The organism is Streptomyces sp. CB02056, from assembly GCF_001905545.1.
Taxonomy (GTDB): domain Bacteria; phylum Actinomycetota; class Actinomycetes; order Streptomycetales; family Streptomycetaceae; genus Kitasatospora.
On the sequence record NZ_LIPD01000009.1, the window covers coordinates 121,489 to 143,664 of the forward strand.

Below are 22,176 nucleotides of genomic sequence, written 5' to 3' on the forward strand. Positions count from 1 at the left end.
TTCACACATCATGTCAAGTAGTAACGACGAGCCCGAGACGCCGGGCCAGACCCACGGGGGCACCGGCCAGGTCCCGGGGGCCCGCAGCACCGACGACGCGATCCTGGACGCCGCCGCCGACCTGATGGTCCATCTCGGCGTGCGCCGCACCCAGCTCGCCGAGATCGCCCGCCGTGCCGGGGTCAGCCGGCCGACCGTCTACCGCCGCTGGCCGGACGTCCGGGCGGTGATCGGCGCGCTGCTCACCCGGGAGATCCTGGCCACCCTGGAGGCCGCCGTGCCGACCGGCCGGGACCGGGAGGCCTTCGTCGAACGGACCGTGGAGATCGCCGTCCGGCTGCGCGACCACCCGGTGATCGGCGCGCTGCTGCGCTCCGACGACTCCGACCTGCTGCTCGAGTACGTCGTCGAGCGGCTCGGCGCCAGCCAGCGCGGCCTGCTGGAGGCACTGCGCACCGGCATCGAGCAGGGCCAGGCACACGGCTCGATCCGGGAGGGCGAGCCGCTCGAACTGGCCGCCATGGTCCTGCTGACAGCCCAGTCCACCGTCCAGTCGCACCGCATGGTCGCCTCCCTGCTGCCCGAGGCGGCCTGGCGGCGCGAACTGGCCAGAGCACTGAACGGATACCTCGCGCCATGACCCCCACCGCAGGCCCGCACACCGGTCCGCACTCCAGCGCGCACGCCGGTCCGTCCTCCGGTTCGCACGCGGGCCCGTACACCGGTCCGCACGCCGGGACCACCCTGCTCAACGCCGTCCGAAGGGCGGCGGAGCTGGAGGCGCTCGGCGACGACGCCCGGATCGACCTCCTGGTCATCGGCGGCGGCGTCACCGGCGCCGGAGTGGCCCTGGACGCGGCCTCGCGCGGCCTGCGCACGGTGCTGGTCGAGGCCCGGGACCTCGCCTTCGGGACGAGCCGCTGGAGTTCCAAGCTGGTGCACGGCGGCCTGCGCTACCTCGCCTCCGGGCGGATCAAGGTGGCCCGGGAGAGCGCGGTGGAGCGCGGCGTGCTGATGACCCGCACCGCCCCGCACCTGATCCGCGCACTGCCCCAACTGGTGCCGCTGCTCCCGGACCTGCTGCGCCCCGGCCAGGCCGCGCTGATCCGTACCGGCTTCCACGCCGGGGACGCGCTGCGCCTGACGGCCGGCACCCCGGGCGCGCTGCTGCCCCGGGTGCGCCGGATCGACGCCGACCGGACCCGCCGGCTGGTGCCGGGCGTGCGGACGGACGGGCTGCGCGGCGCGCTGGTCGCCCACGACGGCCAACTCGTGGACGACGCCCGGCTGGTGGTCGCACTGGCCCGGACCGCCGCGCAGTACGGTGCCAGCGTGCTGACCAGGGTGCGCGCCGAGCAGGTCACCGGCACCTCGGCCCGGCTGGTCGACACCCTGACCGGGCGGGAACTCACCGTCCGGGCCGGCGCGGTGGTCAACGCCACCGGCGTCTGGGCGGGCGAGGTGGACACCTCGATCCGGCTCCGGCCCAGCCGGGGCACCCACCTGCTGGTGGACGCGAAGGCCCTCGGCAACCCGACCGCCGCCCTCACCGTGCCGGTGCCCGGCTCCACCAGCCGCTTCGTCTTCGCCCTCCCGCAGCAGCTCGGCCGGGTCGCGATCGGCCTGACCGACGAGGACGCCCCGGGCCCGATCCCGGACGAGCCGCAGCCCACCGAGGCCGAGCTCTCCTTCCTCCTCGACACCGTCAACGCCGCGCTCGCCACCGCCCTGACCAGGGCGGACGTGATCGGCGCCTACGCCGGGCTGCGCCCGCTGATCGACACCGGGGACGGCAGCACCGCCGACATCTCCCGCGAGCACGCGGTGCTGGAGAGCCCGTCCGGGGTGATCACCGTGGTCGGCGGCAAGCTCACCACCTACCGCCGGATGGCCGAGGACGCGGTGGACACCGCCGTCCGGCTGCGCGGCCTGCCCGCCCGCGCCTGCTGGACGGCCCGGCTGCCGCTGGTCGGCGCCCCCGGCCACGGGGACAGCCGCCCGCTGCCCGCCGGGGACGTGGTCGTCGGGGAGGCAGGCGTCGGGGACGGAACCGCCGGGCGGGTGCCCGCCTCACTGCTTGCCCGCCACGGCGGCGCGGCCCACGAGGTGCTGGCGGCCGGAGAGTTGACGCCGATCGCCGAGGACCTGGACGTGACCCGCGCCGAGATCGCCTACGCCGTCAGCCACGAGGGCGCGCTGGACGCGGCCGACGTGCTCGACCGCCGCACCAGGATCGGGCTGGTCGCGGAGGACGCCGAGCGGGCAAGGAAGGCGGTCGAGGAGATCGTCGAGGAGGCGCGGTAGCGCGGCAGCGCGTGGGGCCGGCCCGGCTGAGCGCCGTACCGGCACGTGTCCGCTCCGTTCCTGCGGCTCCACGCCTTGGCGCGGCAGCCGTGGATGGGTGCGGCCGTGCGGAGGAGGCGGAATCAGCGCGCCGTGCGCTCGGGCATCGGGTGCTCGGCGCCGGACAGTTCCAGGACGCAGGAGAGCGGGTGCTCGGCCCGGCCGGTGCGGTCCAGCCGCACCGCGAGCGGCCTCGGCGGCGTCGGCGGCTCCTCGGCGACCTGGGCGGTGAGGGTCAGCGGATAGTCGCCGTGCCCGTGGACGCGGTGGAAGTCGCACTCCTTGCCGTCGACCAGCAGCTCGGTCTCGGTGATCCAGCCGGACCGGACGTTGACGGTCACCGAGTGCCCGCCCTGGTCGAGGTGGAAGCTGTACCGCTGGCGCATCGGGACCTCCGGCGACCGGGCCTGCGACGAGGGGAGACGGCGGCGAGCCGACGAGGGGGAACGGGGGAAGAGCGGACGAGGGGAAATCCACTGCCAGTCTAGGGCGGGAGGTCGCTAGGGTGCTCGGCATGCGGAGCACAGCGGGCGGCCTGCGGCCGTACGGGCCGGACGAGGAGGTGGCCGAGGACGAGTACGTCCTCGGCCTGTACCGGGTGCCGGTCAAGGCGAGGACGGGGCGCGGGGTCGGCCCGGCGCCGCAGCCCGGGCGGCTGGAGGCCTGGGTCGACGGCGGCGCCCTGCGGGCCGTCCTGCGCCGTCTGGGTGCGCGGACCCTGCCCACCCTCGCCCGCCACGAGCCGGACCTCGACTTCAGCAGCCGGATCCGGCAGCCGTCGATGGCCGCGCTGGTCCGGGAGATCGAGCAGGTGGACCTGGCCCGGCTCCCGGCCGCCGAGCGCGAGGTGCTGGGCCTGCTGCTGGGCTGGGGCCGCAGGGCGACGGCCGAGAACGGTGCGCTGCGGATCGAGATCGACGCCGTGCGGTGACGCCCTGACCGGGCCGGCGGCGGTTCCCGGGCACGGTTCCCGTGTGCGACCCGGAGAAATTCCCGGGGTGGGCCCGCCTGCAGACGGATTCTCGTGATCTCTACAGTGTTGTAGATTCGTCCACAGGGAGAGATCAGAGGAGGGCATTGTGGGAGTTTCGCTGGCCAAGGGCGGCAACGTCTCGCTGAGCAAGGAGGCGCCCGGTCTGAGCGCCGTGATCGTCGGTCTCGGCTGGGACGTGCGCACCACCACCGGGGCCGACTACGACCTGGACGCCAGTGCGCTGCTGTGCAACGCGCTGGGCAAGGTGGTCTCGGACCAGCACTTCGTCTTCTTCAACAACCTCCGCAGCCCCGAGGGTTCGGTCGAGCACAGCGGCGACAACCTGACCGGCGGCGGAGACGGGGACGACGAGCAGATCAAGGTCGACCTGGACCGCGTCCCGGCCGACGTGGCCAAGGTGGTCTTCCCGGTGTCGATCTACGACGCCGACGCCCGGCTGCAGAACTTCGGCCAGGTGCGCAACGCGTTCATCCGGATCGTCAACCAGGCCAACGGCCTGGAGATCGCGCGCTACGACCTGACCGAGGACGCCTCGACCGAGACCGCGATGGTCTTCGGCGAGCTGTACCGCAACGGCAACGAGTGGAAGTTCCGCGCCATCGGCCAGGGCTACGCCTCCGGCCTGCGCGGCATCGCGACCGACTACGGCGTCAACGTCTGACCGTCGTCCGTCGGTAGCGGTCAACGCCCGTTCGCCCGAAGCGGGTCGACCGGGGTTCGGCAGTCACGGCCACGCGCTCAGTCGGTACGGCCGAGCGCGTGGCCGCCGAAGCCCCCGCCGCCGGTGAACTGGTGGTGCCACCAGGCGGTCATGGCCGGCTCGTCCATCCCCGACCAGTCCGGCGCCGCGGTGACCTGGGCCCGGCCCAGGGTGCGGCCCAGTTCCACCAACTCCCGCCCGGCCGCCGTCCGTTCGCGGTCGTAGGCGGCCAGCAGAGCCGCCCAGGAGCCGGCCTCCCGCCCCGCCAGCTCGAAGGCGTGGGCGTCCTGGATCGCCTTCACCGCGCCGCTGGTGTTGTGCGGGCGCACCACGGTGGCCGCGTCCCCGCCGATCAGCAGCCGTCCGGCCGTCCGGGCCGGGGCCGCCAGGTCGTAGACCGGCTGGAGGAAGGTCCGTTCGCGCGGGGTCAGGGTGACCAGGCCGGCCCAGTACGGCGGCAGGTACCGCTCGGCGAGCCGGCGCAGCTCGTCCACCTGCGGGTCGGTGAGGCTGCCCGCCGGGATGCTGGTCGGGCCGTCCAGGCGCAGCCAGGCGGGGGTGGGGGCGTAGAAGACCCAGTTCACCTGGGTGCGGCCGGGCGCGACCCCGGGGATGCGGTAGATCACCACCTGGCCGCCGGGGTAGCAGGCGGTGATGCACTGCTCCTCCGGCCAGGGCGCCGCGCCGCCGGGCAGCTCGGCCAGCAGGGCGTCGTCGTAGCTGCCTCGCCAGCACACGTACCCGGCGTACTCGGGCTCGGCCTGCGGGCAGACGGCCTCGCGGACCACCGAGCGGTAGCCGTCGGCGCCGATCACCAGGTCGTACGTCTCGCGGCCGCCGTCCGTCTCGACCCAGGCGCCGTCGGCCTCGGCCCGGGGGCCGTCAGCCTCAGCCTGGGGGCCCTCCGACCCGCCGCCGTCCGGTTCGTCCCCGCCCGGCTCGTTGCCGACGGCCGTCACGGTGGCACCCAGCCGGAACTCGACCTGCTCGGGCATCCGTTCACGCAGGGCCTGCCAGAGCACGCCCCAGTGGTGCGAGTGGAACGGGAAGGGCTGGGCCCAGAGCAGTCGCCCGCAGCCGTCCGGCCCGTCGCCCTCGCCGGCCGCGCCCCGGGCGACCCAGCGGCGGACGGTGAGGCGGTGGCGGCGGGTGTCCGCGTCGAGGTGTCCGGCCCGGACCAGTTCGTCGAAGCGGTCGTTGTGGGTGCACAGCCCCACGCCGCGGTCCTCCAGGTGCCCGGGGCTGCGTTCCAGCACCACCACCCGTTCCGCGCCGAGCCGGGCGGCCGCGCCGGCGAAGGCGCTCCCGGCGATGCTGCCCCCGACCACGGCCACCGAGCCACCGCGCACGGTCGCTCCTCTCCTGAGTCCCGAGCTTCGAGTCCGCGGCGTCCCCGCGATGCGATGTCCCCCCGCGACGCCCCCACGATGTCCGGGACACGACGATACGCGTCCGGCCGGTCCCCGGCGCCGTGTTCGAGCCATCCGGAGGGCCCTTCCGGCGACCCGGGAGAGCCTTATGCAACTAGTTGCATACCCCGCCGCCCGTCCCCTACCCTGCGGTAACAAACGCCCCCGGTCCACAACGCCCCGGTCCACTCCCCGGTCCACTTCCCGCCCGCGCCCCAGGAGACGTCGATGAGCGCCCACCCCGGCAGCAACCGCTACCCGCACCTGCTCAGCCCGCTCGACCTCGGCTTCACCACCCTGCCCAACCGCGTGATCATGGGCTCGATGCACGTCGGCCTGGAGGAGGCCCCCGGCGGCTACGAGCGGATGGCCGCCTTCTACGCCGAGCGGGCCCGCGGCGGCGTCGGCCTGATCGTCACCGGCGGCATCGCCCCCAACGAGGCCGGGCGCCCCTGGGAGGGCGGCGCGATGCTGACCACCGAGGAGGAGGCCGACCGGCACCGCGTGGTCACCGACGCGGTGCACGCCGCCGGCGGCAGGATCGCCCTCCAGATCCTGCACTTCGGCCGCTACGCCTACCACCGCGACCTGGTCGCCCCCAGCGCGATCCAGGCCCCGATCAGCCCCTTCACGCCCAACGCGCTCACCGCCGAGCAGGTCGAGCAGACCATCGAGGACTTCGCCCGCTGCGCCGAACTCGCCCGCCGCGCCGGGTACGACGGCGTCGAGATCATGGGCTCCGAGGGCTACCTGGTCAACGAGTTCATCGTCGCCGCGACCAATCACCGCGAGGACGAGTGGGGCGGCACGTACGAGCGGCGGATGCGCTTCCCGGTGGAGATCGTCCGCCGGGTCCGCGAGCGGGTCGGCGAGGACTTCATCATCGTCTACCGCCTCTCCATGCTCGACCTGGTGCCCGGCGGCTCCACCCTCGACGAGGTCGTGCGGCTCGCCCAGGCCGTCGAGGCCGCCGGGGCGACCATCATCAACACCGGCATCGGCTGGCACGAGGCCCGCATCCCCACCATCGCCACCTCGGTGCCGCGCGGCGCCTTCGGCTGGGTGACGAAGAAGGTGATGGGCAAGGTCGGCATCCCGCTGGTCACCACCAACCGCATCAACACCCCCGAGATCGCCGAGCAGTTGCTCGCCGAGGGCAGCGCGGACCTGGTCTCGATGGCCCGCCCGCTGCTCGCCGACGCCGACTTCGTCGCCAAGGCCCGGGACGACCGCGCCGAGGCCATCAACACCTGCATCGGCTGCAACCAGGCCTGCCTCGACCACACCTTCAACCTCCAGATCACCTCCTGCCTGGTCAACCCGCGCGCCTGCCACGAGACCGAACTCGTCCTCGGGGCAACGAAGTCGCGCAAGCGGATCGGCGTCGTCGGGGCGGGCCCGGCCGGCCTCGCCTTCGCCGTCTCCGCCGCCGAGCGCGGCCACGACGTCACCCTGTACGACGCCGCCGAGGCGATCGGCGGGCAGCTGAACATCGCCCGGCGCATCCCCGGCAAGGAGGAGTTCGACGAGACGCTGCGCTACTTCCGCACCCGGCTGGCCGAGTTGGGCGTCACGCTGCGGCTCGGCGCGACCGTCACCGCCGAGCAGCTGGCCGGGCAGGGCCACGACGAGCTCGTCCTCGCCACCGGCGTCACCCCGCGAACTCCCGCCGACATCCCGGGAATCGACCACCCCAGCGTGCTCGGCTACCTCGACGTGCTGCGCGACGGCGCGCCGGTCGGCGAGCGGGTCGCCATCCTCGGCGCCGGCGGAATCGGCTTCGACGTGGCCGAGTTCCTCACCGACCCGGGCGACGCGGCGAGCCTCAACCCGCCGGTGTTCCAGGCGAAGTGGGGCATCGACCCGGAGTACCGCGAGCGCGGCGGCCTGCGCGCCCCGGAGCGGCCGAAGCCCCCGCGCAGCGTCCACCTGCTCCAGCGCAGGACCACCAAGGTCGGCGCTGGCCTCGGCAAGACCACCGGCTGGATCCACCGCACCGAGCTCAAGCACCGCGGCGTGGTGATGGTCCCCGGCGTCACCTACGACCTGATCGACGACGCCGGTCTGCACATCACGGTGGACGGCGAGCGCCAACTGCTGCCCGTGGACACCGTCGTGCTCTGCACCGGCCAGGAGCCGCGCCGCGACCTGTACGAGGCGCTGCGCGAGCGCGGCCTGCCGGTGCACCTGATCGGCGGCGCCGACGTGGCCGCCGAACTGGACGCCAAGCGCGCCATCAAGCAGGGCACCGAGCTCGCCGCGGCGCTCTGAGCCCTCGCGTTCCGTACGGTCGGCGTCCCCGCGTCCCGTACGGTCGGTGCCCCCGCGTCCCGTACGGTCGGCGCCCCCGCCGCGAGCGGGGGCGCCGACCGAAAACCACTCGCCGTCCGCCCGGGGGCCGTTGCTAGTATCCGCAGGTCGCAGCGCGGATCACGGCGCGCGGGGCGTGGAGCGGATCACAGGGGAGAGCAGGCCGATGGACGAGCAGGGCGAGACGGCGTACGCGCCGATGGCGGACGAGCCGGCGGCGGACGAGCGGATCGAGTTGGCGTACACGCCCACGGTGGCGGACTTCCGGGAGGCCCTGGCCGCCCGGTCCCGGGCGACGCGCGCGGGCCGGCGCCAGCGGGCGTTCCTGTACCTGCTCGTCGTCTGCGGCCCGCTCATCGCCGCGCTCGACCTCTCCACCGGCAAGGGCATCGGCTTCCCGCCGGTGTTCATGGTGCTCGCCGCGCTGGCCCTGCTCCTCTGGCTGCCCCGGCTGCAGGCCGGCCAGTTCCACAAGTTGACCGCCGACAAGGGCGAGTTCACCGCCACCGTGGCAGCGTCCGGCGTGACCATCACCAACCGCCACTCCACCAGCACCCTGACCTGGCAGGCGGTCCCGCACCACGTGGAGACCCCGGGGCTGTTCGTCCTGCTGAGCAACGACAAGAACAACTCCTGCCTGGCCGTCCTGCCCAAGCGCGGCACCGCCGACCCCGACCGGCTGCGCGCCGTGCTCGACCGGCACGCCCCCGCGCCCACCCGGGGCTGAGCCCGGCCCGTCCCGCAGCCCGCAGTCCGTATCCCGCCTTCGCCCCGTTCGTCCCCTGCCCGCTCCCCGTACGATCGACGGCATGTCGCTGCCGCACGCCATCCTCACCGCCCTGCTGGAGAAACCGTCCTCGGGGCTGGAGCTGACCAGGCGGTTCGACCGGTCGATCGGCTTCTTCTGGCCCGCCACCCACCAGCAGATCTACCGCGAACTGGGCCGGCTGGAGGCCTCCGGACAGATCCGGGCCCTCCGGCCGGAGGCACCGGTGCGCGGGCAGAAGAAGGAGTACGAGGTGCTCCCGGAGGGCCGCGCCGAACTGGCCCGCTGGACCGCCGAGGGCGCCGCGCCGCGCGCCGTCCGGGAGCCCCTGCTGCTGCGGCTGCGGGCGGCCGCGGTGGTCGGCACGGACGGCCTGACGGCCGAGCTGGAACGCCATCTCGCCCTGCACCGCGAGCAGTTGGCCGATTACCGGGAGATCGAGCGGCGCGACTTCCCGGTCGAGCGGGCGGACGAGGAGAACCGGCTCCAGCACGCGGTGCTGCGGGCCGGCATCGGACTGGAGAGCTTCTGGGTGCAGTGGCTCGCCGAGACCCTCGACACCCTGCCGGCCGAGCCCTCCCGCCCGGCCCGCCCCTCCGACGCTTCCGCGGCCTCCGACCGGCCCTGACCTGCGCCGATCCCCGCCCGCGCGCCCGGCCCAGCCCCCGGTGGGACACTGGTGGCCTGTCCCTTCCCGAACTCTCGACCGGGGGACCCGTATGTCTCTGACCAGGCCCTTCCACGCCCTCACCGCCGCGGCCGTCGTCGTGGCGGTCGCCCTGGGCCCGGCCGCCCTCCCGGCGTCCGCCGCAACCGCCCAGCCACTGCCCTCCGCCGACCAGCTGAAGTCGGCCCTGCTGACCGCGGCCGACCTCGGCCCCGGCTGGACCGAGCCCCCGGCGACCCAGAGCCCCAGCCCCAGCGCCGGCGCGAGCCCCAGCGCGAGCCCGTCGAACCCGGTGACCGGATGCGACGCGCTCAGCGCCCTGATCAACATGTACGTCACCCGGCCGGGCGCGGCGATCCCGCGCGCCGAGACCGAACTCGACGGCCCGAACGGCAACCCGATGGTCACCCAGGCCCTCGCGGCCGAGCCGTCCGACCAACTCGCCACCGACTTCAACTCCGCCGCCGACGCCCTGAAGACCTGCCACACCATCACCTTCAACGCCGGCCCCAGCGACACCGTGACCTTCACCGTCAGCCCGGTCACCCTCGGCGACCGCAAGGACGCCCCCGCCGTCCACCTCGACGGCACCCTGGCCGGCGTCCGACTCAACGGCTACGTCGGCATCGAACGCTTCGGCACGGTGGCCATGGCCTTCGGCTACTTCGAACGCCAGGGCAGCAACGAACAGGCCGCCTCCATGGAGTACCGCACCGCCGTCGCCAAGGTCGAACGCGCCCTCGGCGCCAAGGCCGGCAGCACCACCGGCCCCACGGCCGTCCCCACCACCCCCACCGAGGGCCGCCGCGTCTGACCCTCCTCGCCCTCCGAACACCACCGCGGCCCCCCACCGAACGCACGAGGCGCTCGGCGAGGGGCCGCGGTGGTGGCCTGACGGCGACCGGACGGGGAGTCACGTTTTGGTTGTCCGGGAGCTCCTGTGAAGGCCCTCGTCGCTCTGTTGTTCCTGGTCCCCTTGTTTCAAGGAGCCCGCGGCGGGCGCCGGACCGCTCGGCGAGGACCAAGGGACCTGGAAGACTGGGAGCGTCGATGATGCCGGGGTGGGGGTTCTCGTGACCTTGCGGAACTACGACAGAGGGCATGGCTGCCAGATCTACCTGCAGGAAGAACGGAACGGGCAGCCTGACGTACGCAGAGGGATGAGCAGGAGACCGGTCTTCGGTGGGGGAGGCGATTCGCGTGGTGGGACGTTCGGTGGTGTTCCGGATGGTGCTGGTGGGGTTGTTGTGTGGCGCCAGTGCGTGCACCGGGGCGTCCGGTGGGCACGGCGGGGCGTCGGCGGGCGCCGTGTCCGGTGGGGTGGCGGCCGAGGTCGCGTGGCCGCTCGGTGAGGAAGGGGCGACGCTCTCGGAGGTCGAGAGGCGGCGGATCCTGCGATCGGCCGAGGAGAACGGCTGGGCTCCGGCCGGTGGCGAGGCCACGGTGGTCCGGTACGACAGCGGGTACGGCCCGGGGCTGATCTGGCGGGCGAAGGGGACCGGCGCGGTCTGTTCGGGATCGTCGCGTGGCTCGGGTCCCTGTGTTCCGCTGGCGGACATCGCCGCGAGGCCGAACCCGGGCGTCGGAATCTTCATCGGCGCCGCCTACTACGAGGGGAAGTGGTCGGTCATGCTGTTGTCCAGCGGTGAGACGGTCGATCGGGTCATGTGCCAGGGGCGGAGCTTTCCGGCGCGGCGGGCGTACGAGGTCACGGTCGACGGCGTGCTCCACACCGTCTACACGGTGTCGATACCGCGCGGACTCCAGGGCGAGTACCGGGTGGCCGTCCGACGGGACGGGCAGCCGGCCGAGGACCGCGTGACGCTCAACATGGATCGGGTCGCCGGCCCGGCGCGGTGCTGACCGGGCGGGCGAGGGCGGTGCACGGCGGGTGAGGCGGCGGCCCGGGCCGCCGGGGGAGGAACAGGTGACCGTGCTGTGAGGGGCTTCCCGAAGTCGCGGGAGGGGGTGGTCCTGCTGGCGGGCCTCCTGCTGATCGTCAGAGCGTAGTTCGCCCGGCGCTGATCCGGCAGGCCGAGAAGACTGGGGCCGTCCGGTCGGCGGTGCCATGGCGAAGGCTTGAGCAATGCGCACGGGGGGATGAGTCACGTGGTGGGACGTTCCATGAGGGTGAGCGCTGTTCTCGTGGGTTTGGTGTGTGCTGCCAGTGCGTGCAGCGGGGGTGGGGCCGGAGGGGTGGCGGGCAAGGGTGTCACGTCGGCGCCCGTGGTCCGGCCGGTGTTTGCGGAGAGCTCGAAGCAGGTGATCCTGCGGACGGCGAAGGAGAACGGGACGGCGCCGGCAGGTGATCGGTTCACGCTGGTCGAGTACGACGGCGGGTACGGGCCGGAGCTGATCTGGCAGGCGGAGCGGACCGGGGGTCTGTGCGCCGCGTCGGAGAGCGTCATGGCGGGTTGGTGCGAGACGGTGGAGGAGACCTCCGGGCGGCGGGTTCCCGGCGTCGGCGTCTTCGTGGACCCGGGGCTGCGCGAACGCGACGGGGAGGCGTGGTGGGTGGTGCGGGTGATGGCCAGCGGTGAGACGATCGACCGTCTGTCGTGCCAGGGAAGGGAGTTCCCGGTCCGTCAGGTGTACGCGGTCGACCTGGCCGGGGCCCGGCGCACCGTCTACACCGCCTCGATCCCGAGGAATCTCCAGGGGGAGTACCGGGTGTCCGTCCAGCGGGACGGGAAGCCGGACGAGGATCGTCTCGACCTCGGCTTCGAGAAAGGCCGTGTCGTGCAGTGCTGAGGGGCCGGCCGCCCTCGGGCCCGCTGCACGGGCGGATTCTGCCTGGCCGACGCCGAACTGCTGATGCGCCGTTTCCCGCAGCTGGGTTCGCTGTCGGCGGCGATGTGGGTCGGTCGGGTGCTGACGCAGAACTCCGTGACGTGGGTTCCCGGGCCGACCGACGTGAGTGTGCAAGGGGTGGCACAGGTCGAGTCGGCGATGCTGGCGGAGATCACGGCGAACGGGACGTGGGAGGAGGTCTCCATCGGTTGCGGTGTCCCGGAGGAGATCGCCGCCGAGGTGGGTGACCCGACCAGGTGGCTCCACAGCAGGGCCTTCGACGAGTCGGTCACCCGGACCCAGTACTCGGGGAGCTTCTCCTTCGACAAGCAGACTGGCCGGGTCTACTTCTGCGCGTTCAATCCGAAGATCAGGGAGGGGAGTTGAGCGTCTGCGGGCCTTGCGGGCGGCCGTACCCCCGTGACGGCCGCCCGTCGTACGGGCCTACGGGTGGTAGACGACCTCCGGGAAGGCCGTCGACGGTCCGTCGAGCAGGTTGCCGCAGTGCCGGCCCCGCAGGTGGAGGTCGAAGAAGGCACGCGGGTAGGCCTGTTGGACGAGGACGCCGCGGTCGGGGTCGAGGGTGCCGACCTGGGACTGGATCTCCTGCTCGGTCATGCCGAGCAGCTTGCCCGCCTGCGGGATCAGCGTCATGTTGTCGCCGTAGGAGCTGTGGATGGCGCCGGTGGCCTGGACGTCGAGGCGCCAGCCGCGCAGGTGGCCCCAGAAGGTCTCGATGAACGGGCTGGTGGCCCGGGTGTAGCGGGCGGTCATCATCATGAACGGCCGGTCGATGTCGGTGGTGATGGCGGGGTTCGACTCCATCCGCCCGTCCAGGGTGAGCCCGGCGCGGATGCGCTGGTCGGCGACCATGGCGAGGCCGACGGCGGTGCCGCCCTTGGACCAGCCGAAGGCGCCCATGTTCCGCGCGTCCAGGTTGCCGAGCAGGCCGGTCGGCAGGGTGCGGCCGTCGACGTCGGGGTTGCGGCCGTTGGCGAGGTCGACGACGCGGTCGAGGAGGAAGAGCAGGTCGGCGGCGTAGTCCTTGGGGGCCAGCCCCGGGGCGACGCCGTCCCGGGTGACGACGGTGCCGTCGGGGAACTCGGTGAATCCGTCGTGGGTGTGGTCGACGGTGACGACGGCGAAGCCGTGGCTGGCCAACTCCTGGACCACGATGGTGTGGTCGGCGCGGTGGCTGCCCGCGCCGTGCGAGTAGACGATGACGGGCAGCGGCCGCCCGGCCCGGTGGACGGGGGCGCCCTGGTGGCCGGCGGTGAGCGGTGCGAGTGAGAGGGGGAGGGGGAAGCCGGCGTCGTCGAGGAAGGCCTTCAGGGCGCCGTCGGTCATCCAGGGGGCGAGCGGGTACGCGTCGGCGGCCGCGGCCCGGGCCGGGTACCAGACGGTGGCCATCAGCTCGCGGAACTTTCCGGGCCGGGCGTTCGGGTCGAGCCTGGCCTCGTCGCGCAGGTGCAGCGGCACCATGCCCACGGGGAAGGGGCCGGTGGGCGCGGGCAGGGTGAGGCGGCCGGGGGAGCCGGGGCCGGTGCCCGTGGAGGAAGCGGGGGTGGAGGCGGGGGCGGCCGAGGCGGCGTGGGCGAGGCCCAGCGGCGCGACGGCGCCCAGTGCGAGGGCGGCGCCGAGCATGCGGCGGCGGCTCGGTCCGGTGGGGCGGGCGGTCGGCGTGCTGTCCATCGGCGTGGTGCCCGTCGGCGTCGTGTCCATCGGCGTGGTGTCCATGCGCGGAACGCTGTCACGTGGGGCGCGGGGGCGGCATCGGCCTGCGGATTGATGATCTGTCACCTGGCATTGGCCCACGGGTTTACATCCCCGGGCTGATGCGGAACGGGCGTGCGCGGGGTCTCGCGAAGGGCGGCCCCGAGGGCGTGCGGTCGACGTCTCGGCCCCCTCGGGTGCGGGAGGGGGTCGAGGGGGCCGAGGCGGATGGTGCCGAGAGGGATGGCGCCGTTGCCGATGTGCCTAGACGAAGTTCTTGTCGATCAGCATCTGCAGCACGTTGACGTGGAAGTCCGGGAAGTCCATCGGCACGATGCCGAACCGGGCGCGCTGCTGGGTGCGGGCGTTCAGGTACGGGTAGATGCTGCGGTCCATCAAGGTCTGAGAGCTGGTCTTGGGCCAGTAACCACCGGCGTACGAAAGGAAGTTGACGAACATCTTCGAGTAGCCCGGGTTGAGGAAGGCCTTGTCGAACTGGGCGACGATGCGCTGGCCCTTGGTCCCCAGGGGGTCGGTGCCGCCGGTCTGCCAGAGGTCCTGGGTGTCGAAGTAGCCGTTCTCGCCGCTGGACCAGTCGATCAGGCCCCACGGGTTGGTGAAGTCGGCGATCAGGACGACCTTCCCCCGGGCGGTGGCGAGGGTCGGCCAGCCGTAGAAGTGGAACAGGCCGCGGTAGCCGAGCCCGTCGAGGTAGTGGTTGATCCGCCGCATGAACTCGGTGTCGTCGAGCGCCTGGCCGCCGGCGCGCTCGTTGCGCAGGCGCATCAGGACGGTCTCGCCGGGGTGCGAGCGGAGGAAGGAGCGGCACTGGTCGAGCACGTCCTGGAGCCGGAGGTGCTGGTAGTTGTCCGAGTGGTAGATCCCGAGTTCGTCGGGCGCGCCCTGGAGGCCGTTGCAGCGGATGTCGAGGAAGCGGACGCCCTCGGTCAACTGCTGGGGGAGGCCCCAGTTCTGGGTGTGCGACCACTCGGTGCCGTAGGCGGGGTTCTCGCAGCAGGAGTCGTGGGTGCCGGGGATGGTGAGGTCCAGGAGGGAGGTGCTGCCGTTCAGGCGGCTCATCCAGCTGTCGGTCGGCAGCCCGCGCGGGGTGGTCGAGGCGGCGGCGGAGGGGGAGGCCGAGGCGCTGCCCGGGAGGGCGAGGCCTCCGAGGGCGGCGGCGCCGAATCCCGCGCCCCAGCTGAGGAGTTCACGACGTGCGATGCCCATGGTGCGGCTCCTTGGGGTCCAGTCGGTCCGGGGTCGATCCGGGGTTGATCCGGGGTCGGTCCGGTCGGTCGTACGAGTCGTGCGAGGCGTGCGAGTGGTGCGCTTGTCATCTTGGAGCACGGGGCCACTGCTTTGGCAGGTTCACGACGCCGGCAATCCGGGGCCGGACGGCCCCGGCGGGGTGAAGATCGAAATGCGCGGACGGCCGCCGCCCGCCACGGTGGGACCGTGGCTGCGATCGTCGTCCTCTTCGAACTGGCTCCGGACCAGGCCCTCGGCCCCGAGGGCGTCGGGCCGGGCATGGTCGCGGTGCACGCCGCCGGCCAGGACCCGGACGTCCCGGAGGACCCGCAGGCGCGCACCCTCTGCGGGCTGGACACCGCGCCGATGGAGCACGCCCACTACCGCCCCGCCCGGCCGGGCGAGCCGTGGTACCCGCCCGAGCTGGAGCAGCAGCGGTGCCGGCTCTGCGAGGCGGCGCTGCACCGGCTCTGAGAGTCCTGAGGATCAGGAGAACGTTCGAGCGGCCGGTCAGCGGGGCCGGTGGGCGATCGCGGCGAACATCGTCACCGACAGGTGGAACGCCCCGTGCCCGGCGGCCGCGTCGAGGTCGGCGTAGAGCCGGTCGCGCTGCTCCTCGGTGAGCAGGCCCCGGCCGACGGCCGCCGCGCCGAGACCGCGGAGGATCGGTCCGCCGACCGTGTGGGGGTCGTGCAGGAGGACGTCGGCGCCGAGGGTGTCGACGGTCAGCCCGGCCTCGACCAGCCAGCCCGCGAGGCTGCGCCCGGCCTCCGGCTGGGCGGCGGCGCCCTGGACGACGGCGGCCAGCGCGGGACGGACGTCCGGGGCCACCGGGTGCAGCACGAAGGTCGACCAGTCGGTGTCCAGCAGCGCGACCCGGCCGCCCGGGCGCAGCACCCGGGCCATCTCGGTGACGGCCTTCGCCGGGTCGGTGAGGTGCTGGAGAACGCGCTCGCACCAGACCGCGTCCAGCTCGCCGTCGGGCAGCGGCAGCGCCTGCGCGTCGCCGTCCAGGAAGCGGGCCGGGCTGCCGGCCTCGGCGGCGCGCCGCTCGGCGACGGCCCGCAGACCGGGGTGCGGTTCGACGCCGATCGCGCTTCCCGTGCTGCCGCCGGCCGCACCGCCCTCCGGGCTGACCGCCGCCGCGAGCACCCGGGTCTCCGAACCGGTGCCGGCGCCGACGTCCAGCGCGCGCTCGCCAGGGCGTACGGCGAGCCGCTCGTGCGCCCACGCGCGCAGGCGCCGTACCCCGGGGTTGGCGGCCTGCGCGTCCAGCGCGGCGACCAAGCGGTCGGTGTCTGCGGGGTCGGCGTTGGCGGCGTGGAAGGCCGAGGTGGGGTGCGGGTCGGTCATGGGCGCCACCCTAAACGGACATGACGGTCCATCAGCGACATCCCGTCCGCGCTCCTCGCGGCACGGCTCGTCCGGGACGGCGGTCCGCCCCCTGCCGACCGGCAGGGGCCCTGGTATGGCGGGTCCGGCCGACTTCCCGCTCCTCGCGCCCGCCGCCGAGGGTCAGAGTTCCGGCAGTGCCTCGCCGGCGCGGGGTTCGCGGTGCTCGGTGAGCCAGAACAGGTAGCCGCGCAGGTAGGCCTCCAGCCCGTCGTCGAGGTGGGCGGCGTACTGGCACAGGGCGTCCGGTTCGTTCCGGCTGTCGTCGCCCAGCCGCAGTTCGTCGGCGATCCAGGCGCGGACCTCGTCCCGGCGGGCCCACCAGTCGCGTACCGCCTGCGGGGTCCAGTGCAGGTCGCCGTCCCAGGCGTAGCCGCCCAGGGGCTCGTCGTGGGCGATCTCGACCAGGGCGGCCACTTCACGCGGGTTGACGGGCTGGCGGTGGACGAACTCGCAGTGCCTGTCGTCGGAGAGCACGTGCTCGGGGAGGTAGTACGGGCCGTTCAGCCCGCTGTCGGTCTCGCCGGCGTAGAACGGGCCGGGCACGTTCAGCCTGCCGCGCTGCTCCCAGCGGCCGTAGCCCACCGAGTCGGTCAGCTCCCGGGCGGTCGGCAGCGGGTCCCAGTAGGCGAGCTCCTGCCACGGCCCCTCCACCGGGTGGAGGAGCAGCCGCCCGCGCATCCGGGCTGCGGCCTGCCGCAGCGCCGCCTCGTGCGAGAGCTCCTGCCCCCGGTTCAGCGACCGGATCCACCGGCCGATCACCCCGCCCACCTGCGTCTTTCCCATGCGGCCCAGCCTAGGACCTGCCTTTGGGCGCGCGTCGTTCGCCCGGGGGGCGGGGGAGTGCCGGCCCGTGGACGGGGCGTTGCCTGAGCGGGCTCGCGGGCCCTCGGAACCGCTCAGGCGAAGCCGGCCTCGGTGAAGCGGCAGCCGCCGCGCTCGGCGCCGGACAGGACCGGGGCCGAGGTGAGCCGCGGGGTCTCGCGGATGTACTGGCGGAAGCCGGAGGCGCGGAACTTCAGGTCGAAGGAGTGGCCCTCGATGTGCCAGTGCGGCGAGTCCTGCTTGTCGTCGTCCGGTGCCAGCCGGTGTAGGTCGGCGATCTCCAGCTCCGGGGCCATGCCCTCGAAGCCGAAGTCGCCCTGGAGGTCCCAGACCTCTTCGAAGGCGAGGGTCGCGGGGGCGACCCAGAAGGAGAAGTTCCGCGCGGGCCGGACGGGGTGGACCCACTGGACGATGTAGTCGAGGTCGAGGAGGAGGCGCGGCAGGAAGTCGTCGGTCTGCTGCACGTACAGGCCGTGGACGGTGGCGTCGTGCCAGCCCATCTCCTCGAAGTCGGCGTCGCTCCAGACGCTTTTCGAGAGGCCTGATTCCTGGTGACCGCCGCTGTTCATGGTCGTCATCCAATCAGGCCCGGTGCGCGGGAAGTCGGCCGGGCCGACTTCCCGCGCACGTCGGCTCAGGCGGACGGCTCGCCGGTGGCGGTGCCCGTGCAGCAGGCCTCGGGGGCGCCGGCGGCGCTCTTGCCGAGGGTGTCGGCGTCGGCCTTGACCACGTAGACCTCCCAGGGCTCCTTGCCGGGGGCGGTCACCCAGACCTTGTCCTGGACGGCGTAGCAGCAGGAGGTGTCGTTCTCCTCGAAGGCGGCGAGGCCGGCGTCCCGGAGGCGGGTGGTGACGGCGGTGACCTGCTCGGTGGAGGCGACCTCGACGCCGAGGTGGTCCAGGCGGGTGTCCTCGCCCGGCTCGCCCTCGATGAGGACGAGCTTCAGCGGGGGCTCGGTGATGGCGAAGTTCGCGTAGCCGGGGCGGCGCTTGGCGGGCTCGGTGCCGAAGAGCTTGGCGTAGAAGGCGATGGAGCCTTCGAGGTCGGCGACGCGCAGGGCGAGCTGGACACGGGACATGGTGGCCTCCAACAGGCTGGATCGAGCCTGGATCGATATCCGTCGATGCAAGCTTGCGGACTGGATCGGCGTTCGTCAATATAGAAGCATGTCGAAACAGGAACTCCGAGTGCTGGGCCAGGACGACGGCGCGGACGGCTGCTGCCCCGGGCTGCTGAGCGCCCCGCTGGACGAAGGGCAGGCCGCCGAACTGGCGCCGCTGTTCAAGGCCCTGGGCGATCCGGTGCGGCTGCGGCTGCTGTCGATGATCGCCTCCGGCGCCGGCGGCGAGGTGTGCGTCTGCGACCTGACCCCGGCCTTCGACCTGTCCCAGCCGACGATCTCCCACCACCTGAAGCTGCTGCGGCAGGCCGGGCTGATCGACTCCGAGCGCCGGGGCACCTGGGTGTACTACCGGCTGGTCCCCGCGACCACCGACCGCCTCGCGGGCGTCCTCACCCGCCCGGCGCCGCTCGAACCGGGCTCGGTGCCGTTCGGAGCCGCCGAGTGAGCGCCGCAACCGGGGCGCCCGCCCCCGCCCCCGTCGCCGGCCGGCTGTCGTTCGTCGACCGCTACCTCGCGCTCTGGATCCTCGCCGCGATGGCCATCGGCATCGGCCTCGGCCGGCTCGTCCCGGGCCTGGGCGACGCGCTCGCGAAGGTGACCGTCACCGGCGTCTCGCTGCCGATCGCGCTCGGCCTGCTGGTGATGATGTACCCGGTGCTCGCCAAGGTCCGCTACGACCGGCTCGACACCGTCACCCGGAACCGCCGCCTGCTGATCCCCTCCCTGGTGCTCAACTGGCTGGTCGGGCCCGCCGTGATGTTCGCCCTCGCCTGGCTGCTGCTGCCCGACCTGCCGGAGTACCGCACCGGGCTGATCATCGTCGGCCTCGCCCGCTGCATCGCCATGGTGATCATCTGGAACGACCTGGCCTGCGGCGACCGGGAGGCCGCCGCCGTGCTCGTCGCCCTGAACTCCGTCTTCCAGGTGGTCGCGTTCGGCGCGCTGGGCTGGTTCTACCTGTCCGTGCTGCCCGGGTGGCTCGGCCTGGAACAGGCGGCGCTCGACGTGTCGGCCTGGGAGATCGCCCGCAGCGTGCTGATCTTCCTCGGCATCCCGCTCGCCGCCGGCTACCTCACCCGCCGCCTGGGCGAGAAGGCCCGCGGCCGCACCTGGTACGAGACCGGGCTGCTGCCGCGGATCGGCCCGTTCGCGCTGTACGGGCTGTTGTTCACGATCGTCGTCCTGTTCGCGCTCCAGGGCCGTGCGATCACCTCGCAGCCCCTCGACGTCGCCCGGATCGCGCTGCCGCTGCTGGTGTACTTCGCCGTCATGTGGGCCGGTTCCCTGGCGCTGGGCCGCGCGGTGGGCCTGGACCACCCGCGCGCCACCACCCTGGCGTTCACCGCCGCGGGCAACAACTTCGAACTGGCCATCGCCGTCGCCATCGCCACCTTCGGCGCCACCAGCGGCCAGGCCCTCGCCGGAGTCGTCGGGCCGCTGATCGAGGTGCCGGTGCTCATCGGTCTCGTCCACGTGGCCCTCGCCGCCCGCCGCTACTTCCCCCAGCCCGCCACCGCCGTCGAAGGGTCCGCCCGTGTCTGAGCCTCAGCCGCCCGTGCCCGCAGCCGTGTTGCCGTCCGGGCCGTCCAAGCCGTCCGTGCTGTTCGTCTGCGTGCACAACGCCGGCCGTTCCCAGATGGCCGCCGCCTTCCTGAGCCACCTCGGCGGCGACCGGGTCGAGGTCAGGTCGGCCGGCTCCGCGCCCGCCGACACCGTCAACCCGGCCGTGGTCCGGGCGATGGCCGAGGTGGGGATCGACCTCTCCGCCGAGACGCCCAAGGTCCTCACCGTCGAGGCGGTCCGGGCCTCGGACGTGGTGATCACCATGGGCTGCGGCGACGCCTGCCCGTACTTCTCCGGAAAGCGCTACCTGGACTGGCAGTTGGCGGACCCGGCCGGCCAGGGCGTCGACGCCGTGCGCCCGATCCGCGACGAGATCGAGCGGCGCGTCCGCGGTCTGCTCGCCGAACTGGGCGTGGGGGCGGGGGCGTGAACGGGGGAGTGGCCGTCGTCGCGATGACGGCGGCGCACGCCGAACAGGTCCTGGCGATCTACCGGTTCGGGATCGACGGCGGCGACGCCACTTTCGAGACCGCCGCGCCGAGCTGGGAGGCGTTCGACGCCGCGCGCCTGGCCGAGCACCGCCTCGTCGCCCTCGATGGACACGGAGACGGGGACGGCCGGGTGCTCGGCTGGGCCGCAGTGGCCCGGGTGTCGGACCGGTGCGCGTACGCGGGTGTGGTCGAACACTCCGTCTACGTCCACCCGGAGGCGCGGGGGCGGGGCGTGGGCGCCGCGTTGCTGGAGGCGCTGATCGCCTCCACCGAGCGGGCCGGGATCTGGACGATCCAGTCGGGGATCTTCCCGGAGAACACGGCCAGTCTCGCCCTGCACGCCAGGGCCGGGTTCCGGGTCGTCGGGACGCGGGAGCGCATCGGCCGGCGCGACGGCCGGTGGCGCGACGTGGTCCTCCTCGAACGCCGCAGTCCTACGGTCGGTTGAGCACATCGCTGACCGAATCGCCGTCCGGAGCGCCGTCCGCCCGGTGGCGCGGAGTGGGAAGTCGGCCGGGCCGACTTCCCACTCCGCACGTGTCCGGGTACGGCGCCGACTACACGCCGACCGCGGTGCCGGCGTGGGCGGAGGCCGCCTGGTACTCGTCGTCGCCCTCGAACCGTGCTTCGCAGCCGGTGGTGAGGGTGCTGGCGACGATGACCGGATCGAGGATCTTGGAGCCGGAGTTCAGCTTGGCGATCCCGCTCTGGTCGGTGGTCGCGGAGCCGACGCGCTGGCCGCTCGCGGTGCTGTAGAAGGTGATCTGCCGCCCCACGATCGGCTTGCCGTCCGTGTCGGTCAGCGTGGCCTCGAAGTCGCCGCTGATCGGTGCGTTGGCGACCACGTGGCCGCTCACCGTGCGTGCCGTGAGCTGGACGGGCTTCTTGTCGGAAGTCATAACGTAACCTCCTGGATGCTCTGGGCTACTCCCTCCACCGTAGGCACGTCCGTGAGGGCCTGCACCCGGGCCGTATCGCCGCAGGTCAGGGCCGTCGGCGGGCCCGCTCCTCACGGGCCGGTCCCGCCCTCGGCGGGGGTGCGGGGAGCGGGCGCGACCCGGTGGCGTCCGGCGCGGGGATCGGGGAGACTCGCGCGCATGGTTTCGGTGTTGCAGAACGTGGCGATCGACTGTGCGGACGCCTATGAGCTGGCGCGGTTCTGGAGTGGTGTGACCGGTCGGCCGTTGGACCCCGACTGCCGGCCGGGGGACCGGGAGACGCAGGTGCTGCTGGCGGAGGGGCCGGTGCTGTACTTCAACCAGGTGTCCGAGGCGAAGACGGTCAAGAACCGGGTCCACCTGTGCCTGCGGCCCGAGACCTCGCGCGACCAGGAGGTGGAGCGGCTGCTCGGCCTCGGCGCCACCTTCGTCGGCGACCACCGGAACCCCGACGGTTCGGGGTGGGCCGTCCTCTCCGACCCCGAGGGCAACGAGTTCTGCGTGCTGCGCAGCGACTCCGACCGGGCCGTCACGAACCCCTGACGCCCGTGCGCCGCCGCGGCCGGAGCCGCGACCAGGCCCCGACGCCCAGGGCCGTCCCGATCCCCAGGAAGGCCCCGACCCCGGCCGGCGCGACCCACCCGGTGATCGGCGCCGCCGCGCCGCCGCCGTCCCCGGTGAGGGCGAGCAGCGCGGTGAGCAGGCCGTACGGGACCAGCAGCGTCCCCGCGCAGGCCAGGGCGAGCAGCGGCCCGCGCGGGAGGCGCCGTCCCCACGGCCAGGCGAGGGCGCAGGCCATGGCGAGCCCGGCCAGGGCGAGGACGGCGGTGAAGTCGACGCCGTGCCGTTCGAGCCAGACCAGGGCCCCGGGCGCGCCGTTGCGCCGACTTCCCACTGACGGGGT

General features: G+C 73.4%; 27 protein-coding genes. 17 read left to right on the plus strand and 10 right to left on the minus strand.

The window, feature by feature from the left end; all coding sequences use genetic code 11:
* Positions 1-10 precede the first annotated feature (10 nt).
* Together AMK13_RS24580 and AMK13_RS24585 are read left to right on the plus strand one after the other, a co-directional pair.
* Complete coding sequence (locus AMK13_RS24580) at positions 11-640, plus strand: TetR/AcrR family transcriptional regulator (RefSeq protein ID WP_079272406.1); 630 nt, start codon at positions 11-13, stop codon at positions 638-640.
* Positions 637-2,304 (plus strand): glycerol-3-phosphate dehydrogenase/oxidase, encoded by a 1,668-nt coding sequence (locus tag AMK13_RS24585; RefSeq protein ID WP_079272407.1) that lies wholly within the window; start codon positions 637-639, stop codon positions 2,302-2,304. Before AMK13_RS24580 ends, AMK13_RS24585 begins: the two co-directional genes overlap by 4 nt.
* Positions 2,305-2,426: 122 nt before the next feature.
* Here the strand turns inward: AMK13_RS24585 and AMK13_RS24590 are convergent, their stop codons facing one another.
* Positions 2,427-2,729 carry a hypothetical protein gene (locus AMK13_RS24590; RefSeq protein WP_074004108.1) on the minus strand — a complete coding sequence of 101 codons (303 nt, stop codon included), beginning with the start codon at positions 2,727-2,729 and terminating at the stop codon, positions 2,427-2,429.
* 128 nt (positions 2,730-2,857) lie between these two features.
* Between AMK13_RS24590 and AMK13_RS24595 the strand changes: the two genes are divergently transcribed.
* On the plus strand, positions 2,858-3,274 hold the full coding sequence (locus AMK13_RS24595) for a hypothetical protein (protein ID WP_143204620.1): 417 nt from the start codon (positions 2,858-2,860) through the stop codon (positions 3,272-3,274).
* Between the two features lie 148 nt (positions 3,275-3,422).
* Positions 3,423-3,998, plus strand: coding sequence for a TerD family protein (locus AMK13_RS24600; RefSeq protein ID WP_049650185.1), 576 nt, complete (start codon positions 3,423-3,425; stop codon positions 3,996-3,998).
* A 77-nt stretch (positions 3,999-4,075) separates the two neighbouring features.
* Here AMK13_RS24600 and AMK13_RS24605 read toward each other — a convergent pair whose 3' ends face one another.
* Positions 4,076-5,386 carry an FAD binding domain-containing protein gene (locus AMK13_RS24605; protein WP_074004110.1) on the minus strand — a complete coding sequence of 437 codons (1,311 nt, stop codon included), beginning with the start codon at positions 5,384-5,386 and terminating at the stop codon, positions 4,076-4,078.
* 288 nt (positions 5,387-5,674) lie between these two features.
* Between AMK13_RS24605 and AMK13_RS24610 the strand changes: the two genes are divergently transcribed.
* The 7 genes from AMK13_RS24610 (at position 5,675) to AMK13_RS24640 (ending at position 12,366) form a co-directional block, all read left to right on the plus strand.
* Positions 5,675-7,717 (plus strand): NADPH-dependent 2,4-dienoyl-CoA reductase, encoded by a 2,043-nt coding sequence (locus AMK13_RS24610; protein WP_074004111.1) that lies wholly within the window; start codon positions 5,675-5,677, stop codon positions 7,715-7,717.
* A 205-nt stretch (positions 7,718-7,922) separates the two neighbouring features.
* Positions 7,923-8,483: a YcxB family protein gene (locus AMK13_RS24615; RefSeq protein WP_079272408.1), complete on the plus strand. Its 561-nt coding sequence runs from the start codon at positions 7,923-7,925 to the stop codon at positions 8,481-8,483.
* 82 nt (positions 8,484-8,565) lie between these two features.
* Positions 8,566-9,150 carry a PadR family transcriptional regulator gene (locus AMK13_RS24620; protein WP_074004112.1) on the plus strand — a complete coding sequence of 195 codons (585 nt, stop codon included), beginning with the start codon at positions 8,566-8,568 and terminating at the stop codon, positions 9,148-9,150.
* Positions 9,151-9,241: 91 nt separating this feature from the next.
* Positions 9,242-10,003, plus strand: a complete 762-nt coding sequence (locus AMK13_RS24625; RefSeq protein ID WP_074004113.1) for a sensor domain-containing protein — start codon at positions 9,242-9,244, stop codon at positions 10,001-10,003.
* Between the two features lie 368 nt (positions 10,004-10,371).
* Positions 10,372-11,052, plus strand: coding sequence for a hypothetical protein (locus AMK13_RS24630; RefSeq protein WP_074004114.1), 681 nt, complete (start codon positions 10,372-10,374; stop codon positions 11,050-11,052).
* Positions 11,053-11,451: 399 nt separating this feature from the next.
* The gene (locus AMK13_RS24635; protein ID WP_206745850.1) at positions 11,452-11,940 is read left to right on the plus strand and encodes a hypothetical protein; all 489 of its coding nucleotides are present in this window, start codon (positions 11,452-11,454) and stop codon (positions 11,938-11,940) included.
* 177 nt (positions 11,941-12,117) lie between these two features.
* Positions 12,118-12,366: a hypothetical protein gene (locus AMK13_RS24640; RefSeq protein ID WP_143204622.1), complete on the plus strand. Its 249-nt coding sequence runs from the start codon at positions 12,118-12,120 to the stop codon at positions 12,364-12,366.
* 57 nt (positions 12,367-12,423) lie between these two features.
* On the opposite strand, the gene AMK13_RS24645 is transcribed toward AMK13_RS24640, so the two are convergent.
* Complete coding sequence (locus AMK13_RS24645; RefSeq protein WP_241853018.1) at positions 12,424-13,716, minus strand: alpha/beta hydrolase family protein; 1,293 nt, start codon at positions 13,714-13,716, stop codon at positions 12,424-12,426.
* 240 nt (positions 13,717-13,956) lie between these two features.
* Positions 13,957-14,919: a phosphatidylinositol-specific phospholipase C gene (locus AMK13_RS24650; protein WP_074004117.1), complete on the minus strand. Its 963-nt coding sequence runs from the start codon at positions 14,917-14,919 to the stop codon at positions 13,957-13,959.
* A 228-nt stretch (positions 14,920-15,147) separates the two neighbouring features.
* Here AMK13_RS24650 and AMK13_RS24655 point away from each other — a divergent pair, with 228 nt between their 5' ends.
* Positions 15,148-15,414, plus strand: coding sequence for a hypothetical protein (locus AMK13_RS24655; RefSeq protein ID WP_074004118.1), 267 nt, complete (start codon positions 15,148-15,150; stop codon positions 15,412-15,414).
* Between the two features lie 36 nt (positions 15,415-15,450).
* Here AMK13_RS24655 and AMK13_RS24660 read toward each other — a convergent pair whose 3' ends face one another.
* The 4 genes from AMK13_RS24660 to AMK13_RS24675 form a co-directional block, all read right to left on the minus strand.
* Positions 15,451-16,293: a methyltransferase domain-containing protein gene (locus tag AMK13_RS24660; protein ID WP_074004119.1), complete on the minus strand. Its 843-nt coding sequence runs from the start codon at positions 16,291-16,293 to the stop codon at positions 15,451-15,453.
* 162 nt (positions 16,294-16,455) lie between these two features.
* Positions 16,456-17,118, minus strand: a complete 663-nt coding sequence (locus AMK13_RS45120) for a ferredoxin (protein ID WP_241853019.1) — start codon at positions 17,116-17,118, stop codon at positions 16,456-16,458.
* 113 nt (positions 17,119-17,231) lie between these two features.
* Positions 17,232-17,735: a hypothetical protein gene (locus tag AMK13_RS24670; protein WP_241853020.1), complete on the minus strand. Its 504-nt coding sequence runs from the start codon at positions 17,733-17,735 to the stop codon at positions 17,232-17,234.
* Between the two features lie 56 nt (positions 17,736-17,791).
* Positions 17,792-18,235 carry an ArsI/CadI family heavy metal resistance metalloenzyme gene (locus tag AMK13_RS24675; protein ID WP_074004121.1) on the minus strand — a complete coding sequence of 148 codons (444 nt, stop codon included), beginning with the start codon at positions 18,233-18,235 and terminating at the stop codon, positions 17,792-17,794.
* Between the two features lie 88 nt (positions 18,236-18,323).
* On the opposite strand from AMK13_RS24675, the gene AMK13_RS24680 reads away from it, so the two are divergent.
* The 4 genes from AMK13_RS24680 to AMK13_RS24695 are packed head-to-tail and all read left to right on the plus strand — an operon-like array spanning position 18,324 to position 20,782.
* Positions 18,324-18,725, plus strand: coding sequence for an ArsR/SmtB family transcription factor (locus AMK13_RS24680; protein WP_074004122.1), 402 nt, complete (start codon positions 18,324-18,326; stop codon positions 18,723-18,725).
* The gene (gene arsB, locus AMK13_RS24685) at positions 18,722-19,822 is read left to right on the plus strand and encodes an ACR3 family arsenite efflux transporter (protein WP_074004123.1); all 1,101 of its coding nucleotides are present in this window, start codon (positions 18,722-18,724) and stop codon (positions 19,820-19,822) included. The genes AMK13_RS24680 and arsB overlap by 4 nt, the downstream gene beginning before the upstream one ends.
* The gene (locus AMK13_RS24690; RefSeq protein WP_274538699.1) at positions 19,815-20,273 is read left to right on the plus strand and encodes an arsenate reductase ArsC; all 459 of its coding nucleotides are present in this window, start codon (positions 19,815-19,817) and stop codon (positions 20,271-20,273) included. The genes arsB and AMK13_RS24690 overlap by 8 nt, the downstream gene beginning before the upstream one ends.
* Before the next feature lie 23 nt (positions 20,274-20,296).
* Positions 20,297-20,782, plus strand: a complete 486-nt coding sequence (locus tag AMK13_RS24695; protein ID WP_074004408.1) for a GNAT family N-acetyltransferase — start codon at positions 20,297-20,299, stop codon at positions 20,780-20,782.
* 109 nt (positions 20,783-20,891) lie between these two features.
* Here the strand turns inward: AMK13_RS24695 and AMK13_RS24700 are convergent, their stop codons facing one another.
* On the minus strand, positions 20,892-21,233 hold the full coding sequence (locus tag AMK13_RS24700) for a hypothetical protein (RefSeq protein ID WP_074004125.1): 342 nt from the start codon (positions 21,231-21,233) through the stop codon (positions 20,892-20,894).
* 198 nt (positions 21,234-21,431) lie between these two features.
* Here AMK13_RS24700 and AMK13_RS24705 point away from each other — a divergent pair, with 198 nt between their 5' ends.
* The gene (locus AMK13_RS24705; protein WP_049651006.1) at positions 21,432-21,815 is read left to right on the plus strand and encodes a VOC family protein; all 384 of its coding nucleotides are present in this window, start codon (positions 21,432-21,434) and stop codon (positions 21,813-21,815) included.
* Here AMK13_RS24705 and AMK13_RS43680 read toward each other — a convergent pair.
* Complete coding sequence (locus tag AMK13_RS43680; RefSeq protein ID WP_074004126.1) at positions 21,802-22,167, minus strand: hypothetical protein; 366 nt, start codon at positions 22,165-22,167, stop codon at positions 21,802-21,804. The genes AMK13_RS24705 and AMK13_RS43680 overlap by 14 nt on opposite strands.
* Positions 22,168-22,176: the final 9 nt, after the last annotated feature.